The organism is Campylobacter sp. VBCF_01 NA2 (assembly GCF_027797205.1).
Lineage (GTDB): Bacteria > Campylobacterota > Campylobacteria > Campylobacterales > Campylobacteraceae > Campylobacter_B.
This window is the reverse complement of record NZ_CP115607.1, coordinates 1,510,503-1,527,955: the sequence shown is the minus strand read 5'-3', so window position 1 is coordinate 1,527,955 and position 17,453 is coordinate 1,510,503. Positions and strand designations below refer to the sequence as shown.

Sequence of the window (17,453 nt, the reverse complement as noted above, 5' to 3'; positions counted from 1 at the left end):
TTATATTAAATTCAAGGCAAATTTACGCTAAAATCGCTCAAAAAAAGGAAAAATTTGCGTTATTTTTATTCATCATTTTTCATATTATTTATAGCTGTTTTGGTAGGGTTTTTTTTAGGCGGATTTGCTGGGGCGTATATTTGCGCGCTTTTGTCGATTTTAGAAATCAGCCTAAGTTTTGATAATGCCGTGGTAAATGCCAAAGTTTTAGCGGATATGAACGCGATTTGGCGCAAAAGGTTTATCGTATGGGGCATACCTGTGGCGGTTTTTGGTATGAGGTTCGCATTTCCGATTATCATAGTAAGTGCTGCTTCGCATTTGGGGCTTTTCGAGAGCCTAAATTTAGCACTAAACAACCCTGCGCGGTATAGTGAAATTTTAGAAGAAAACAAAGACGGCATTTACATTTTTGGCGGGGCGTTTTTGATGATGGTGTTTTTGAGCTTTTTCTTCGACGATGAGGATAGAGAGCCTTGGATACGGGTTTTAGAAGAAAATGCTTTGGTAAGAAGGCTCAAAAATTTCCCAAAATTTGAAATTTTACTCGCTGTGATTTTAGGCGTAGTTTTGGCTGTTTTAATCCCCTCAAAAACGGCGATTATCGCATATTTTAGCGCGATAATTTTGTTTATTTTGATAAAGTCGTTTGATAAAATTTTTAGTGCTGGTGGCGTTAGAAACGGCCTAAACGGCTTTATTTACCTCGAAATGCTGGACGCTAGTTTTAGCTTTGACGGCGTGATTGGGGCGTTTGCGCTAAGCAACAATATCTTTATCATCATGCTAGGACTTGGGGCTGGGGCGATGTTTGTGCGCTCACTCACGATATATTTGGTCGAGCGTGGCACGCTGGCGAAGTTTATTTTTTTAGAACACGGCGCGCATTATGCGATTGGCACGCTTGCAGCGATTATGTTTATCAAGCTCGAATTTGAAATCAGCGAGGTGATAACCGGCACACTGGGGATAATTTTTATTTTTTCTGCCTTTGTTTGCTCGATTTTGTATAACAGAAAAAATGGGTAAAATTCCGCAAAAACACTGCCCCTGAATTTTATGTTCGTAGATTGCCACGAATTTTGCTTACGCAAAATTCTCGCAATGACAGATTGAGCGTGTTGTTTGATTTGTCATTGCGAGGCGATTTATCGCCGAAGCAATCCAGTAAAATTTAAATTCAAATTTCAACCTAAATTTAGCATTAAATTATTTTTTGAATTTAACCTGCGCCGTGTTTTTCTCGTAAGGGGGAATGGGGCTTGAATTGCGAGGTCGCGCCCCTTCCCCCTTACAATCCCCCAACCCCCGACGACGCTTTTAAGGTGGCTAAATTTAAAGCTTCGCTTTAAATTTAGCTGATTTAATTTTACTGAAATGCTTCGCATTTCCTTGCAAATATAGCTTACACGGCGATTTTTGATGGTTCCATTGGTTTGCTGTAAAAAAATCCTTGCATGTATTTTATACCCATGCTCTCCAAAATCGTCGAAATTTGGTGATTTTCGACATATTCTGCGATGATTTCGTAATTTCTGTTTTTTGCAAAGGCTGTGATAGTCTCCACAATCGCGCGCGAGCTTTCATCAGCTACGATATCTTTGATGAGTGCGCCGTCGATTTTGATGAAATCCACATCGAGCGTCAAAACGCGGTAGTAGTTCGAATACCCCGAGCCAAAGTCGTCGATAGCTATCTTGCAGCCGCGGTTTTTGGCTGTGGCGATAAACTTTCGCAGGCTATCGTAATCGTCGAATTCCTCGCTCTCTAAAATTTCGATAAAGAGATTTTTCGCGTTTTTTGCCTTTGCTAATTTTTCTTCCAAAAGTGCGCGAATTTCGTTGTTTGCGATATCGAAAAACGACAAATTTATACTAAATTTCGAATTTGGGAAATTTTCGATTAGCCTAAATGCCTCCTCGATTACGATTTTTGTCAGCGAAGTGTAAAGTGAGGCCTGTTTTGCGACATCCATAAACTCGCCCGGGTGCCTAACCCTGCCAGAATCATCGATTAGACGGATTAAAATTTCATAGACAAGAGGGACGAAATTTGTCCTTTGCGTGCCGTATTCTCTGCCGTTTGGATCTGATTTTGAGATATCGAAAATCGGCTGGACTAGCACGAAGACATGGTTTGTTTTGATCGCTTGCTGGATTGTATTTATCATCAGTTGGTTTTGGGCGTATTTTAGCTCGATTGGGTTGTTTGGGCGGTAATACTCCAAATTTTCGTTTTTTTGCTGTGCTTCATACATCGCCATGACCGCTTGAAACACCCTTGTAGCGCGATTATTGTCTTTATTGCTACTTACGCCAGCCACGACATTTATCGTTACGCTTATGTCGCCAGCTTTGGTTGCGATTTTGGTCTGTTGGTTTGTAAATTTTGCGATGATTTTGCGCACATGATTTGCGACAATAATTCTATTATCGATATTTTCTTTGCTAGCTTTATGAACGGGATAAAATAGGCAAAATTCATCGCCTTGCATACGAAATGGCTGGGCTGGGATTTTTTCTGTGACCAAAAACAAATCAAGCGACCTTGCAAATACCTTTATGATTTGGCTAGTAATATCGCTAGAATAAAATAGTCTAAGATTATCAAAATTCGCGATTGTTAGGTAGATGATATAGCCTTCTATCTCTGGTTTGATTATCCTTTCATTTAGGGCTAGTTCGCTACCGAAATTTGTCATTTTATCGACATAGCCTTGTTCGAGCAGGGTTTGCTCTGCTGCTGCTAGGCTAGCTTGCATAGCTTCATTTGGGCGCATATCTTTGATAAAAACGCCATAGTGTGGGTATTTGGACTTTTCGTCTAATTTTGAGAGCTTTATTTTGGAGTTAATCGGCGTGCCATTTTTATCTAGCAAACGCAGCTGCTGCGTGAAATATCCAATCTTATCGCTTTCTTCTTTAAGTTTTTTTTCGAATTTGGCATGGTCCTCGCTAGCTGCGATTATGCCGATATCCTTGCCTTTTAGCTCGTCTAGTTTGTAGCCAAACATTTCGGTTACTTGCTTGTTAGCGTAGGTGATTTGAAATTTATGATTTAGCAAAAATACGGCGTTTTCGTCCCTATCGACTAGGGCTTTGTATGGGCGGAGTTTTTGTTTTTTGCTGATTGCGTCTGAATTTACCATGTAGGTGATGAGCAAAAATGTCAAAAATATCGCGGTAAAAACCATAGTCATTTCGGAAAACGAGTTGTAAAATTCGGCGTTGAAATTCGCAAATTTTTCCCTTAAATCCTTGAATTTGCCGTTGATTGCGCTTTCATTTCGGGTGATGATTAAATTTAGCTTAGTGAGATTATCAAGCACCAAATTTGCGTTTTTTAAGAAATTTTGCTCGGTTAAATTTTGCGGAGTTATGTATTTTATTTTTTCTTTTAGGGCGTAAATTTCGGTGTAGTTATTGTAGTTTAGCTGCGTGATTTGCGAGAAAATATTTACCACTTCGTAGCGTGAGTTTGGGTTGATGTATTTTTGCTCTATCGCGTGCAAGATGACGCTATTTTGCGAATTTAGCGCGCCTAGCTCGTCGATGAGTTTGATTTTTTCAGCAAAGGCTGTTTTTAGATACTCGACATCGTTGCTAAATGAATTATCCAAAATCAGCGGATTTTGTCCCAGCGTATCTAGGGTGTTATACACGACTTTCATATTTTCGTTAATCGAGCTAAAATCGCGGCTAGGTTTATCAGAGGAAAAGAGCGTATTTAGCCTAGTGTTCGCATCATAAATCATCGTCATTTGGCGTGTTACGGCGTTGTAGTCTGAGACATTTTTTAGCGAGATAAAGTAACTTAGCGCGAAGCTAAGGCTTATTATCATGATAATACTCATGATTATCCAGTTTATGGTGTCTTTACTAATTTGGTTAAAATTTGAAAATAATTTTTTCATCATAACTCCTTATAATGTCGCCAAAAAATCCAGCAAATTTTGCAAATCATCATCATCTAAGCTGTAATCAAACACATCGCGGAACAAAAATTTAATCGAGCGCGCTAGCGAATACTCGCCGTTTATGTAAGGGGCTGTTTTGGTGATATTTCGCAGGGTCGGCACTCTTTTGTAAGTGTGGCTTCGATAGTTGTAAGTGTGGCTTCGATGGTTTGAAATCCTTGTGTTTGGGTTGAAATTCAGGTTTTTATTAGGCACTTTGGCGTATGAGTTGGTGCCTAAATTCGCGCCATTGTGGCAATACGAACACAGCTCGATAAAGAGCAAATAGCCCTTAAATTCGCTTTCGCTGAATTTTTCCTCATTGCGCAAAACGCGGTCAAATTTAGAATTTATCGTGGTTTTTGATTTCAGATACTCGCCTAGGGCATCGACGAAATTTTCGAAATTTGCCTTGCCATAGAGCTTTTTAAATTCGCGTTTGTAGGCTATATTTTGGGTGATTATTAGCTCGATTTTCTCTTTTGATGAGGCTAACTCTTTGGGGCTTAAAACCGAGGTTTTAATGCGCTCATTTAGGCTAGGGAAAAAGTTTCCGCCCGAGTATCGCTCGATATAATAAGCGTTTAGGATTGTGGGGATTTCGCCATTTCGCACGCTAGCGCCCGATGAGTTTAGGTAGAGATTGTGGCAGCTATCGCAAGAGCGCTTTTGCTCGCTAAATTTAGCGTCGCGGTAAAGCTTCATGCCAAGGCTAGCTTTTTCGGGGCTAAACGCTGGCATTTTTAGCGGTATGAAAATATCATCGCAAATGCCTAAAATAGGGACAATACTAAATAATAAAAGCTTTGAAAGTAGCGTTGATCTCATCTGTGATAATCCCATTTTTTACCTGTTTTTCCAAAAGATTTTCTAGCGCCTTTTCGCTGATATTTGCGCCATTTACCCCCAAATGCCACAGCGCATTTTGCACCGCTTCGCCCAAATTTCGCCTTTGTATGCGCCTTTCGCTAATCTCGCGCGATTTGTAAGGGATATTTTTGTTTTTTAAATTTAACTCGAAATTTTGCGTGGTTAAATTTAGACTAGATTTTTTTATCCCAAAATGCGCGAAAATCGGCGCCAACATCGAGGAATTTCGCTCGCTCGCCCAATTTACATAAATTTTGCGTTTTGCTAGATTTAAAAACATATCAAAGTCCTGCTTAGTGCGCAGTGCAGGGCTCATACTCAAAAACGCAATGTCAAATTTAAGCTCATTTTTCTGGGTAAAACTGGCAAAATCATCGTTTATGATTTGCTCCACATTAATGCCATGTTTTTGCGCGCTGATTTTTAGCTCGCCAAGCATTGCAACCGAGCTATCAAGAGCGTAAAGCTTAGCGCCCAAAGTAGCGATATATAGCGAATACACGCCGGTTCCTGCGCCTATGTCGATGACGCTTTTGCCTGCGAAATTTATGCCCTCATCTTCGATAAATTTAAATAAATTTTGTCCAAATTCATTTAAATTTGTATCGAATTTAGCGTAAGTTTCGGCTTTTTTGTCCCAGATATTTTCCATAACGACCTCAAATTCTCGCAATAATACCAAAATTTCTATTATAAATGATATAATCGTCAGTTTTACAAGGAGAATTTATGAAAATTTTGCCCAAATTTTTGATAATCCCATTTTTATTTAGCGCAAATTTTGCCCAAGATTTGGCGCAAATTAGCGTAACAATCGAGCCTGTGAGATATTTCGCGCAAAAAATCGCAGATGATGATTTTGTGATAAAAAGCGTCGTGGATAAGAGCGCCGATCCTCACACATACGAGCCCAAACCCGCCACAATGCGTGATATCGCAAAGAGCGTGGCGTATTTTGGCATAGGCACGGAGTTTGATGAGGTGTGGCTAAAAAGGTTTAGCGCAAACGCTAGCGGGGTGAAATTTTATGATTTAAGCGCAGGGATAGAGAAGGTAAATTTCGAAAATTTAGGCGAAGAGGGCGAAGAACACGACTATGCCGAAAAACACGACCACGCCGAGCACGCCCACGACGGAGCCGATCCGCACATTTGGCTAGATCCGATTTTGGTAAAACAAATTTCGCAAAATATCGCTAAAAATTTATGCGAATTAAACAGCGCAAACTGCGCCAAATACGAGCAAAATTTGGCTAAATTTGAGGCAGAATTAGACGAGCTTCACGCTTATGCCTTGCAAAATTTATCAAATTTATCTGGGGCGAAATTTATCATTTATCACCCTACACTTGGGTATTTTGCGCGCAGGTATGAACTCATACAAATCGCAGTCGAGCAAGGTGGGGGCGAGCCAAAACCGGCTGATTTGGCGGATTTGATAAAGCTAGCAAATGATGAAAAAATCGGCGTGATCTTCACTAGCCCGCAGTTTGCAAGCAAGGCAGCGCAAATCCTAGCCACCCAAACAGGCGCAAAGCTCACACAAATCGATTTTTTAAGCTATGAGTGGCAAAGCGAGCTTAAAAAATTAATAGATGAAATCTCGGCTGCGGGGGCGCAAAAATGAGCGCCGTAAAGCTTAGCAACCTTTCGTTTTCTTACGAAAAGCGCCAAATTTTAAATTCGATAAATTTAGAGTATGAAATCAACGATTTTTTATCAATTTTTGGCCCTAATGGCAGTGGCAAAAGCACGCTTTTGCGCCTGATTTTGGGACTTTTAAGGCCAGATAGTGGCAAAATCGAGGTGCTTGGCAAATCCCCGGTTGCTGCTAGGAAGCAAATCGGCTATGTGCCCCAATTCATCGCTATTAACAAAAGCTTTCCAATCAGCGTGGCTGATGTGGTTTTAATGGGGCTAATAGATAAAAAAATTTTTGGATTTTACACCAAAAAAGATCGCCTAAAAGCCCTTGAAGCCTTGGAGCGAGTGGGTATGAGAGATCTTGGCGAGGCAAAAATCAGCGAGCTAAGTGGGGGGCAGAGACAGCGGGTCTATATCGCGCGCGCTCTGTGCGCAAATGCGAAAATTTTGCTTTTGGACGAACCTTTGGCTAGTATCGATACTATGGGGCAGGTGCAGATTTATGAGCTATTAAAAAGCCTAAATTCAGAGGGCACGGGCATTATTATGATTAGTCATGATTTGAATTTGGCGTTAAATTACGCAAACCGCGCTGTTTATGTCAGTGGTGGTTCGCTTCACATGCACAGCGTGCATCCGAGTGGGAGGGCGAAGTTTTTAAAGCACCTGCGCGAGGAGCATGGGCATTTTTGCTCGGTTGAGCTTGCGCTAAATGATTGCCACTGTGGGGACGAGCATGAGTGAAATTTTGGCTTTGGAATTTATGCGAAATGCCCTAATAGGCGCACTTTTAGTCAGCGTGATTTGTGGCGTGATAGGTTCGCTGATCGTCATAAATAAAATGAGCTTCATCGCCGGTGGAATCGCGCACGGGGCGTATGGCGGGGTCGGTATGGCGATATATTTTGGATTTTCGCCACTTTTGGGCGCGAGCGTGTTTTCGCTACTTTTGGCTCTGATAATCGCTTATATCACGGCTAGAAATAATGAACGATTTGACGCCATAATCGGCGCAATTTGGGCTTTTGGTATGGCTCTGGGGATTATTTTTGCTGACCTTGCGCCGGGTTATAAAAGCGATTTGATGAGCTTTTTGTTTGGCTCGATTTTGGCTATTGATAGCGCGACCTTGAATTTCACTCTCATTTGCGACGCTGTTTTTGTGCTGATTATAATCTGCTTTTATAGGCAGTTTTTGGCAATTAGCTTCGATAGGGAGTTTGCCACGCTTCGTGGGGTAAATACGAGCGTGTTTTATTATGTTTTGGTGATAATGGCGAGCTTTGCGATTGTGAGCGCGATCCAGATTGTGGGGCTGATACTAGTCATTTCGCTGATGACGATCCCGCCATTTATCGCGGAGAAAATTTCGAAAAATTTAGGCATTATGATGATAAGTGCTGTGATAATTTCTGCGATTTTTTGCCTTAGCGGGCTAGCGCTAAGCTATTTTTACAATCTCACAAGCGGTGCGGCGATAATTTTAATCGCTTCGGTCTGCTTTTTCGCCAGTGCGCTTATTGCTAAATTTCGCGCTTAAAATCCCGCCAAGTTCGCTTAGTAAAATTCCACCTAGTATGAGCCCTGCGCCCGTGATTTGAAGCGGGCTTAACTTTTCGCCAAAAATGTATCCCAGCACGCCAGCGCCAAGGGGTTCGAGTGTGAAAATAAGCACCGTTTTGATCTCGCTGACGCCCTTTTCTTGGGCTAGTGTTTGGATAAAAAACGCAAAAACAGTGGCGAAAATCGAGGTTAAAATCAGGGCGAAAATGAAGTCAAATTTGAAGGAAAATGTCAAATTTCCGATTAAATTTATGGAATTTGCGAAATTTTCGTGTGGCGTGGAAATCGCGGCAAAAAGTGTGCAAACACTCACGCAAACAAACTGCATCACCACAAAGCCGTGCAGGTTGCACCTCCTAGCGCAAACACCGGTAAATACGATGTGTAGGGCATACATAAAGGCAGAAATCAGCGTGAGTTGCTCGCCAAGGTTAAAGCCAACATTGCTAGCCCCACTTAGAAAAAATAGCCCCAAAACTGCCACGCCAGCGCCCAAAAAAGCGAAAATTCCGACACTTTTGCGAAAAAACGCATACATCATAAATGGCACCATAATGACATTAAGCCCCAAAATAAAGGCCACCGATGATGATAGAGTGTAGCGCAGGGCAAAGGTCTGGCAGGTAAAGTCAAAAAATAGCATTAGCCCGCAAAAAATGCCGAAAAATATGGTTTTTGTGTCGAATTTAGGCTTAAATTTCAGGCTTGCTAGATACATAAAAACGCTAGCGAGCAAAAATCTCCAAAACAAAAAGCTAAAAATATCAGCGTTTGCAGTGGCGCGCTGAACGGGGATAAATGTGCTACCCCAAATCAGTGCGACGCAAATTAGGGCAAGCTCCCAAATAAGGGTTGAATTTGGCTGGTTAAATTTAGAGCGCATAAGCTAGCGAATAGTTTTTAGGATATTAAACATCGCCTCTGTGCTGTTGCGAAATTCGCGCTCGTGGGCGACTAGTTTATCAAAGGCGTCGTTTAAAAATTCGCTTGTAAATTCGTTCGCAAAATCATCGCCGATCTCGCTTCCTGTGGCGTTTTTGTAGCTTTTGGCAAAGCTTGTGTCGCTGGCAAGGTTTTCGATATTTGGGCGCAGGGCGGCGTAAATTTCATTAAAGGCATTAACTCTCATATAATGCGCTAAGCTTAGCTCGCCACGCATTATGGCCTGCGTGGAGTTTTCGTCCATAGCTGAGATTTTGGTTTGCAAAATTTGCTTTAAATTTGGGATTGCAGGGGTTAGGCTTTGGGTTAGCGAGCGACGCATGGTGCGCGCAGCAGGGGAGTTTGAGCTCGTTTTTTTGGCGATGAAATTTGGCAAATCCAGCTCGTATTGCGTTATGCCTGATTTGGCGTATTCTCTCGCGGCGCGCTCGATGAGCGAAGAAAGAGAGCGTTTGAAATTTTCGCTGTCGCCGACATTGGCGCTTATCATCACATCTAGTCCCTTTACAGCGACCTCTTCCCAACTAGCCATTAAAAAAAATGGCGCGAAAATCAAAATAATTTTTTTAAGCAAAATTTGCCCCCATAAAAAATTTCGCTATTTTATGGCAAAAAATTTAATGTTTATTCAATGCGATTTAAAATTTTAATCAAAAAGTGTCGCCTCTAAGGCTCGTGAAATCGGCGAGAGAGCCTATAAATCCGCCCTCGAAGCAATCGCAAAAATGAAAAAAGGCGAAAGCTGAAATTTGGGCGGAACGGCTAAATTTTGCCTATTTTAGCGGAATTTTGCACAAAATTTCGTTGCAAAATTTAGCGTAAATTTTCTGCGTAAAATTTCGGCGCACCAAGCCCTAAATACTGCGCCGAAATTTTATTTTGCATTTTAAAATTTAAAATTTTAGCGCAGTATTATAAAAAATCCAAAAAAATTTAATGATAATTTCAGCGAAAATTAATGGGGGGCGGGGTAACATACGCACCTATTTTATTTCAAAGGATTTCACTATGAAAAAACTTATTTTATTATGCGCAGTCGCAGGACTTGGGCTATCTGGCTGTGGATCTGCCAAGCAACCCCAAACCAGCGAGATTTTAAACAGTGCAGAGATGGCAACTGGCGTCGATCAGTCAAATCTAACCATTGTCGAAAACTCCGTCAATGTCGAAGGTAGCGGGATGTATAATACCGTGAATTACAAAGTAAAAGACAAAAAAGGCAATACATATCGCTGCTATTTCGAGAGAAATTTCACATTGTTTGGCGGCACAAAATCTGATTCATTATGCACAAAGGTAGGTGGCTCATCTAGCCAAAAAGGCTCTGCAAACTGCAACAAGCTATTAAGAAAAGCAGGTAAATGCTAAAAAAATTGCCAAATTCAAAGAATTTGGCAAAATTAATCTTTTTTATAACTTAAATTAATTTCAATCAAACAGCGACTTTTCCAGCGCCTTTAAATGGTAGCTTTTGCGGTGAAATTCTGTGTAGCCAAATTTTTTAATCGCCTCGATATGGGCTTTTGCGCCGTATCCTTTGTTTTTTGCGAAGCCGTATTGCGGGCAAGCTTTTGCGATCTCTCTCATTTTGCGATCGCGGGTAACCTTCGCTAAAATCGAGGCTGCGCTTACCTCTGCGATTTTAGCATCGGCTTTAACCATTGTGCGAAATCCACTTGCGCCAAATTTGGAATTTCCGTCAAAAATAATGTCGAAATTTTGCTCCCCAAAGTGCGCCACAATCTCTTCAAGCGCGCTTTTTAAACATGCGCTAAGCCCCATTTCATCGACATTGGCGCTAGAAAATTCGACTATTTTAAAATTTGAGTTTTTAACGATTTTTTCAAATAGTTCTTCGCGTTTTTTTTCGCTTAGTTTTTTGCTGTCATTTAGCCCTGAAATTTGGGCATGCAAAACACAGCCTGCCACGCACAAAGGCCCTGCGATACAGCCTCTGCCAGCCTCGTCGATACCGCAAATCTCAGCCATTGTCGCTTTTCCTCACAGCTGCTGTGTGGGTTAGGATATCGTGCAGACAGAGCCTGTCTTTGCGAAAAAAGCAGATCAATAGCCCAATCATGCTAAATCCCGCCAAAATAAAGCACAAAAAGCGCAAAAACGCGCGAAAAAATGAAATTTTGCGCCCTGAGCGAAGATCAATAAGATAGATATTTGAAAATTTATAGCCAGGGCTTTGGGCTGATTTGACGTAAAAAACCGCGCAGATTGCCCCGTAAGCTAGCCAGATTAGTGCGATTGCGATTTGGTTACTTTGAAAAGCCTCTTTCGAGCCCAAAACAAGGTAGGTCGTGATATAAAAAAGTGGCATTGCGATGAAAAACATATCGACGATAAAGGCCTTTACGCGTAAAAACACCGGCGCGATTACCGCTTTTTGCTTTGCCACTTAAATTTCCTTGAATAAATTTGCATTTCGCGCGAAATTTAGTTTCCGCGCGAACCAGGTTTGATTGCCACGCTTCCGTTTTTGCAAAGTGGGCAGGAATTTGGCTCGTAAATTTCGAAGCTGAAATTTCCAAGCGTAAAAAGTGGTTTATCAAATGGGAGTTTGCAGCTTTCATGGCGCGAGTTGCCTAAATTTGCCACTGCGCAAAATCCGCGGTTTGCAAGGGCCGCAAAAGCTACAACCTCGCCACCAAGGCTCTCGATGATTTTCGCACTCTCTAAGGCAGAGCCGCCTGTGGTGATGATATCTTCGCAGATTACAAATTTTTCGCCCTTTTTGACTTCAAAACCGCGTCTTAGGCTCATAACCTTTTCGACGCGCTCAGTGAAAATAAAGCGTTTGCCAGCTTGCTTGGCTAGCTCGTAACCAGCCAAAATTCCGCCAAGTGCTGGCGAGCAGACGCTATCATAGCTAATGCCAGCATTTTTTATGACGCCCGCTAGCTGGCTTGCTAACTCCCCGGCTAGGGCAGGGTTTTCTAAAACTTTTGCACTTTGGAGGTAGTATTCGGAGTGGTTTCCGCTACTGAGCAAAAAATGCCCGTGCAAATACGCGCCGTTTTCTTTGTAAATTCTTTCGATTTCCATTATCAAACCTTCAATAACTCTGCCTCTTTGGCTTTTACGGTTTCATCGATTTTGGCTGAGTAGTTATCGGTGATTTTTTGCACTTCATCGTAGCCTTTTTTAGCGTCATCTTCGCTAATAGCTTTGTCTTTTTCTAGTTTTTTAACCTCGTCGTTCGCGTCTTTTCTGATATTTCTAATGCTGATTTTTGCCTTTTCGCCCATTGCTTTGGCTTTTTTGGCGTTTTCTTGTCTTTGCTCTACCGTCATCGGTGGGAAAAACAGCTTCACAGCCTCGCCGTCGTTGTTCGGATTTACGCCGATATTTGCCGCTGCAATCGCGCTTTCAATCGTTTTTAGCATTGGTTTTTCCCAAGGCGTGATTGTGATCGTAACAGCGTCTGTCGCCAAAACGGTAGCGACTTGATTGAGTGGGGTTTGGCTTCCGTAGTAATCAACCGTAATGTGGTCTAGGATATTTATATTTACCTTGCCGGTGCGAAGTGTCCCAAAGTCCTTTTTAAGGGCTTCAATAGCTTTGTCGCAGTGCGATTTCTGGTCTTTATAAATAGAGTCTAACATTAAAATCCTTTTAAGAAAAATTTGTGAATTGTAGCGTAAAAAAAATAAGAGTTGCATTTAAAAATGCGAAATTTGACATTTTTAAATGCAAAAATTTAGAATTATTTTGATTGATTTTGATCGCTTAGAGTTTTGAGAGCCTCTGTGGCGTTGCCCTCGATTGCTGCGCCAAGCTCGCTAGCTTTTTGTTCGATTTTTTCGCTAGCTTGTGAGATATTGTTTTCTACGCCCTCTATGCTTTGTTTCACAGCTTCTACTGCCGCGCTAGCGTTGTTTTCAACTGCTTCTGAAATTTTTTCTGCTCCACTTTGCAAAGCATTAGCTGCGTTATCAAACGAAGGTTTTACATTTAAGCTATTTGCCTTTGGTGCGCTTGGCACGGCTGGAACGGCGTTTTTAGGCGCTTCGCTTTGTTTTTGTTCTACTTTGACGCGGTCGATTACTGATGATTTTGCGTCTTGTTGATAAAAATATGCCAAAGCAAGAGTGTTTGCCACAAATAAAATTCCCATAAACGCTGTAAATTTAGCCAAAAATCCAGCAGGTCCCTTTGCGCCAAATAGACTTTCGTTGCTTCCGCTATATGCGCCAAGACCGATAGATGAGCTTTTTTGTAACAACACGGCGATTGTTATTACGATAGCAAAAATTACTTGTAAAACCAAAAATAAAGTAGTCACAATATTAACCTTTGAAAAAAATTGAATTTGGCATTATAATGAAAAAAATATAAATTTTAAGTTAAGGGCGCCAAATTTGCGCCCTAAATTTTAATCCCTGTTTGCAAAACCAAGGATATTTAGAAGTGACATAAAAAGGTTGTAGATATTTAGATACATACCCACAGCTGCCATGATTGGCGAAGTATAGACGCCGTTGATGATATTTTTGGTATCATAAATGATATAAGACGAAAACAAAAGCGCACTAAAACAAGAAGTTCCCAAGCTTACAAGCGAACTTTTGAAGAAAAAGTAGTTCAAAAATCCGATGATAATCACTGCGATTAGCGAGATAAATAGCGGTTTGCCCCAGCTATCGACATTGACTTTTGAGTTCATCGCATACACAGTAAGTGCGCCAAATGTAACCGCAGTAGCCACGAAAGCTTGCGTTACCACGCCGCCCATACCAGCACCGATATAAAGCGATAAAACCTTACCTAGCGTAAGACCTGTGATAAATGTAAAGGCAAAAAGCAAAACCAATGCAAGGCTGTTAGCTCCGCGATTGACGGCGAATTGCATTGCAAAAATCAAACCAATCATCAAAATAAAATATAGCAACGGATTTAGTCCCATTGCTACGCCTGTGCTCATCGCTACATACGCACCAGCGGCGGCTGCGACCATAGAAGCTGTTAAAAGAGCATAAGTTTCTTTGATGAGTTTGCTAACTCTGCCTTGCTCTAATGGCGCATCGTAGCTCGCGTCGTATTCGCTAGTAAGATGATTTCTATCGTAAAGACTCATTTTCTCTCCTTTTTTTAATTTTGGGTAGGGAGTTTAGCAAAATTTTACCAAATATATAATAAATAGCTAAAATTTTTTCTATTTAAAAAAGCAATATATAATCAGCCGTTTTTTAAAAAGGAGAGAATTTTGGCTGAACAACTAATCAATGGTGCAATTAAATTTATGGAAGAAAACTACGCCGAGCACGCCGAGCTTTTTAGCTCTTTGGCAAATACGCAGACCCCACACACGCTTTTTATCGGGTGTTCGGATTCGCGCGTGGTGCCAGGGCTCATAACTTCGACAAAACCGGGCGAAATGTTTGTAGTGCGAAATATCGCAAACATCGTCCCACCATATCGCGTTAGTGATGATTTCGTCGCTACCACAGCGGCTATCGAATACGCGCTGTATGCCTTAGGGATCAAACAAATCATCGTTTGCGGACACAGCAATTGTGGCGGTTGCGCGGCGCTGTTTTATGACGAGGCAAAACTACAAAAAACCCCAAATGTGAAAAAATGGATAAATTTGATGTCTGGGGTAAAAGATCAAATTTCAAAGCACTGCGCCAACGATAAAGCTAAAAGAGAGTGGCTAGCCGAACGCCTAAATATCGTAAATTCGATACGAAATCTGCTAAGCTACCCAAATGTCAAAGATGGTTATATGGCAGGAGAGATTAAAATTTTTGGCTGGCACTATATCATCGAAACGGGCGAAATTTTCAACTACGACCCGCACAATGACCATTTTGCGCTATTAAACAAGGATTATGACTATGAAAAAATTTCTCATCAGCTTTTTGATTAGTGCGCTTTGCCTAAATTTTATCTACGCAGAAGCGAATAAAAGCGACCAAAATTTAACCGAGCAAAATTCGAGCCAAAGCGCAGTTCCTGCGCCAAATTTAGAAGAGAAAAAAAAGGAAGTCGAAGAGTTTTTGAGCGAGGTTTCAGGGGGCGATGCGAACAAAAGCGAAGTCTATGATATGATCGTAAATAAGGTCGCACAAAACGAACTTAACGCAAACGAAACAAATGGCGCAAATTCCTTTTATCGCGTGGTAAATGAGATCAAAGAGATAAATAAAAAAATCCTTGCTATCTCGCCAAAAGGCGAAGCCAACGCCACAGATAGCTCGCTAAAAACTCTCAAAGAAAACAAAGCAAGGCTTTTAGAGAGCGTTCCTATGGCGATTACGAATAATACGCTAAGTAGGGAAGGGCTTTTAAAATACGCTGAGATTAAGAAAAATATCGAGGATACGCTGGCGAAATTTGCGAAAAAGCAAAATTCGATTGAGTATGTAAGCGCAGCAGTTAGTGCCGATAGAATGGCGCTTGGGGATATTTTTTATCAAGAAATTTTAAAACTTGATAATCTTTTTGTAAATGGTGCTAGCAAAGATGAGCTAAAAATGAGCTTAGAGGACGCGCTTAGCAGGATTTCGGAGTATTCACTAGATAAAACTTCCAAGCTAAAAGAAGCCCTAAAATCGCAAGAAGATGCCGAAAATTTCGTGGCTAAATTTAGCGAGCTTAAAAATGATAAAGCAACTTACGAGGAAATTTTATCCTATTTGCACTCAAATGCCGATTTACTCGCGTCTAGCGTGATTTTTACTAGCCTAAATTTCAAATCCGCAATTGATAGCATAAATGAAATTTCCCCTATCAAAGATAGACGCATAAATTTCGGCAAAATCGTGCTAATTAGCGCGATAATGCTCTTTTTCTACTCACTTCGCAGGGTGTTAGCGAATTTGATTTATTTCGTCTTTAAAATCATAAATCGCTCCACAGCCATTGATAAAGAAACCATAAAAGAGCAGGTCGTAGCCACGATAAAACGCCCGCTTGGCGTGCTTTTGATAGCGTATTCGATAGATATTTCGCTGGTGATATTTTTCTATCCAGCCCCTGTGCCGATAAGGTTTGCTAGCATTTTGTCGATAATCTATGTCGTTTTGTGGGCGTGGGTCATCATCGAAATCATCGACGGATACGGCATAATCGTGCTAGGAAATATCGCTAAAAAGGGCGTTAGAAAAGATGTTATAAATTTGGTTATCAAAATTTTATATATCATCGTAGTAATAATTGCTCTTTTGCTTATTTTAAAACGGCTAGGTTTCGATGTCAGCGCGATACTAGCCTCGCTTGGAATCGGAGGTTTGGCGATTGCGTTTGCGACCAAGGATATTATCGCAAATTTCTTCCAATCAATCATGCTTTTGTTTGATAATTCATTTTCACAAGGCGATCATGTCGTAGTGGGCGACATAGAGGGCACGGTCGTGGAGACTGGGTTTAGAAAAACCACGATTAGAACCTTTGATAATGCCCTTGTTTTCGTGCCAAATGCAAACATTATGGCGCAAAATATCAAAAACTGGAATCGCCGCAAGGTCGGCCGCCATATCAATATCATCGTGGGCGTAACATACTCTGCTAGATCAGAGCAACTCAGGAAGTGTATCGAAGATATCAAAGAAATGCTAAAAGCGCACCCTCGTATCGCTCAATCTGGCGATAGCGCGACAAATTCGCGCGATTTTCGTATGCGCTCGCGCCAAAACATGGTCTCGATCGACGATCTAGCGGGCTATAAAAGCACGATGAATGTAGTGCTCGATAGCTTCGGCGATAGCTCGGTAAATATCCTAGTGTATTGCTTCACAAAAACCGTTATGAGAGATGATTATTTGCAGATTAAAGAGGATATTTTGTTTAAAATCATGCAGATTGTCGAGAACAACGGGCTAGAATTTGCCTTCCCGTCGCAGAGCTTGTATGTTGAAAAATTACCAAAATTTGATTATGATAACCCGAAATTTAGTGAAGGAGGAGATGATGAGAGAGTTTGACGAAGACTTCGAAGAATACGAGGATTTGGACGATTACGATGAGGATATAATCGAGGGCGAAGAGGGCTATAACTACGCTTATGACGAGGACGATTATAGCTATGATGATGGCGAGGGGTTAAACTACAACAACATCGACGGAGATGATTACTAATGAGAAAAATCGCTTTAATTTGCGCGTTTTGCGCCTGCGTTTTTGGTGCGGAATTTACGCCGATGAAGGTCGCGCCCCAAAAGGCAGAACAAATCATGCAAGATTTGCATAAATCGCTCGAAGCTTGCAAAGACGGCGCGCGCATAAAGGCTTTGAGCAAGGAGCTTGAAAAGGCGCTATTTCCGCTAGAAGACCTTGATTTTGCGCACGAATACGACCCAGCTCAAATCGACGAGCTTCGCAGGATCGATCGCGAAAACAAGGCATTTTTGACCAAATTTGCGATAACTTCTAGTTGCAAACTAGCGGATTTGTAAATTTGAAATCTCTAAATTCGCTAGAATTTAGAGATTTTGTTATATATTTTTAAAATTTCTTATTGAATTTGG

At 41.3% G+C, this 17,453-nt stretch carries 19 protein-coding genes and 1 pseudogene; 9 read left to right on the top strand and 11 right to left on the bottom strand.

Annotation, left to right across the window (positions count from 1 at the left end; genetic code table 11):
- Positions 1-54 precede the first annotated feature (54 nt).
- Entirely contained in the window at positions 55-1,029 is a 975-nt protein-coding gene (locus PF027_RS07795) for a DUF475 domain-containing protein (RefSeq protein WP_270872583.1), read from the top strand.
- Positions 1,030-1,405: 376 nt separating this feature from the next.
- On the opposite strand, the gene PF027_RS07790 is transcribed toward PF027_RS07795, so the two are convergent.
- From PF027_RS07790 to PF027_RS07780, 3 genes are read right to left on the bottom strand one after another with little or no spacing between them, the layout of a single operon-like run.
- Positions 1,406-3,913, bottom strand: coding sequence for a sensor domain-containing phosphodiesterase (locus PF027_RS07790; RefSeq protein ID WP_270872582.1), 2,508 nt, complete (start codon positions 3,911-3,913; stop codon positions 1,406-1,408).
- 9 nt (positions 3,914-3,922) lie between these two features.
- The gene (locus tag PF027_RS07785) at positions 3,923-4,783 is read right to left on the bottom strand and encodes a cytochrome-c peroxidase (protein WP_270872581.1); all 861 of its coding nucleotides are present in this window, start codon (positions 4,781-4,783) and stop codon (positions 3,923-3,925) included.
- Positions 4,746-5,477, bottom strand: a complete 732-nt coding sequence (locus PF027_RS07780) for a class I SAM-dependent methyltransferase (RefSeq protein ID WP_270872580.1) — start codon at positions 5,475-5,477, stop codon at positions 4,746-4,748. The genes PF027_RS07785 and PF027_RS07780 overlap by 38 nt, the downstream gene beginning before the upstream one ends.
- 77 nt (positions 5,478-5,554) lie before the next feature.
- Here PF027_RS07780 and PF027_RS07775 point away from each other — a divergent pair, with 77 nt between their 5' ends.
- Genes PF027_RS07775 through PF027_RS07765 form a run of 3 tightly spaced genes read left to right on the top strand, consistent with a single transcriptional unit; the run spans position 5,555 to position 8,008 of the window.
- A complete protein-coding gene (locus PF027_RS07775; protein WP_270872579.1) occupies positions 5,555-6,451 on the top strand; it encodes a metal ABC transporter solute-binding protein, Zn/Mn family in 897 nt (298 codons plus the stop codon).
- Complete coding sequence (locus tag PF027_RS07770) at positions 6,448-7,212, top strand: metal ABC transporter ATP-binding protein (RefSeq protein ID WP_270858657.1); 765 nt, start codon at positions 6,448-6,450, stop codon at positions 7,210-7,212. The genes PF027_RS07775 and PF027_RS07770 overlap by 4 nt, the downstream gene beginning before the upstream one ends.
- Positions 7,205-8,008, top strand: coding sequence for a metal ABC transporter permease (locus PF027_RS07765; protein WP_270871125.1), 804 nt, complete (start codon positions 7,205-7,207; stop codon positions 8,006-8,008). Before PF027_RS07770 ends, PF027_RS07765 begins: the two co-directional genes overlap by 8 nt.
- Here the strand turns inward: PF027_RS07765 and PF027_RS07760 are convergent.
- Together PF027_RS07760 and PF027_RS07755 are read right to left on the bottom strand one after the other, a co-directional pair.
- A complete protein-coding gene (locus PF027_RS07760) occupies positions 7,952-8,914 on the bottom strand; it encodes a DMT family transporter (protein ID WP_270871124.1) in 963 nt (320 codons plus the stop codon). The two genes, PF027_RS07765 and PF027_RS07760, sit on opposite strands and share 57 nt — an antisense overlap.
- A 3-nt stretch (positions 8,915-8,917) precedes the next feature.
- The gene (locus tag PF027_RS07755; protein WP_270872578.1) at positions 8,918-9,547 is read right to left on the bottom strand and encodes a DUF4197 family protein; all 630 of its coding nucleotides are present in this window, start codon (positions 9,545-9,547) and stop codon (positions 8,918-8,920) included.
- A 434-nt stretch (positions 9,548-9,981) separates the two neighbouring features.
- Here PF027_RS07755 and PF027_RS07750 point away from each other — a divergent pair, with 434 nt between their 5' ends.
- Positions 9,982-10,341 (top strand): hypothetical protein, encoded by a 360-nt coding sequence (locus tag PF027_RS07750; protein WP_270872577.1) that lies wholly within the window; start codon positions 9,982-9,984, stop codon positions 10,339-10,341.
- Positions 10,342-10,401: 60 nt separating this feature from the next.
- On the opposite strand, the gene PF027_RS07745 is transcribed toward PF027_RS07750, so the two are convergent.
- From PF027_RS07745 to PF027_RS07720, 6 genes and pseudogenes are all read right to left on the bottom strand, one after another.
- A complete protein-coding gene (locus tag PF027_RS07745) occupies positions 10,402-10,962 on the bottom strand; it encodes a ribonuclease HII (RefSeq protein ID WP_270872576.1) in 561 nt (186 codons plus the stop codon).
- A complete protein-coding gene (locus PF027_RS07740) occupies positions 10,955-11,380 on the bottom strand; it encodes an RDD family protein (RefSeq protein ID WP_270872575.1) in 426 nt (141 codons plus the stop codon). Before PF027_RS07740 ends, PF027_RS07745 begins: the two co-directional genes overlap by 8 nt.
- A 38-nt stretch (positions 11,381-11,418) precedes the next feature.
- The gene (pyrE, locus tag PF027_RS07735; RefSeq protein ID WP_270872574.1) at positions 11,419-12,027 is read right to left on the bottom strand and encodes an orotate phosphoribosyltransferase; all 609 of its coding nucleotides are present in this window, start codon (positions 12,025-12,027) and stop codon (positions 11,419-11,421) included.
- Between the two features lie 2 nt (positions 12,028-12,029).
- A complete protein-coding gene (frr, locus tag PF027_RS07730) occupies positions 12,030-12,587 on the bottom strand; it encodes a ribosome recycling factor (RefSeq protein WP_270858664.1) in 558 nt (185 codons plus the stop codon).
- 359 nt (positions 12,588-12,946) lie between these two features.
- Positions 12,947-13,267, bottom strand: a pseudogene (secG, locus tag PF027_RS07725) (preprotein translocase subunit SecG); the annotation flags it as partial.
- 90 nt (positions 13,268-13,357) lie between these two features.
- The gene (locus PF027_RS07720) at positions 13,358-14,059 is read right to left on the bottom strand and encodes a Bax inhibitor-1/YccA family protein (RefSeq protein WP_270872573.1); all 702 of its coding nucleotides are present in this window, start codon (positions 14,057-14,059) and stop codon (positions 13,358-13,360) included.
- A gap of 165 nt (positions 14,060-14,224) precedes the next feature.
- Here PF027_RS07720 and PF027_RS07715 point away from each other — a divergent pair, with 165 nt between their 5' ends.
- From PF027_RS07715 to PF027_RS07700, 4 genes are read left to right on the top strand one after another with little or no spacing between them, the layout of a single operon-like run.
- Positions 14,225-14,854, top strand: a complete 630-nt coding sequence (locus PF027_RS07715) for a carbonic anhydrase (protein WP_270872662.1) — start codon at positions 14,225-14,227, stop codon at positions 14,852-14,854.
- A complete protein-coding gene (locus PF027_RS07710) occupies positions 14,823-16,910 on the top strand; it encodes a mechanosensitive ion channel family protein (protein ID WP_270872572.1) in 2,088 nt (695 codons plus the stop codon). The genes PF027_RS07715 and PF027_RS07710 overlap by 32 nt, the downstream gene beginning before the upstream one ends.
- Entirely contained in the window at positions 16,897-17,064 is a 168-nt protein-coding gene (locus PF027_RS07705; RefSeq protein ID WP_270858667.1) for a hypothetical protein, read from the top strand. Before PF027_RS07710 ends, PF027_RS07705 begins: the two co-directional genes overlap by 14 nt.
- Positions 17,064-17,381 carry a hypothetical protein gene (locus tag PF027_RS07700; RefSeq protein ID WP_270872571.1) on the top strand — a complete coding sequence of 106 codons (318 nt, stop codon included), beginning with the start codon at positions 17,064-17,066 and terminating at the stop codon, positions 17,379-17,381. The genes PF027_RS07705 and PF027_RS07700 overlap by 1 nt, the downstream gene beginning before the upstream one ends.
- The last annotated feature ends 72 nt before the right edge of the window (positions 17,382-17,453 follow it).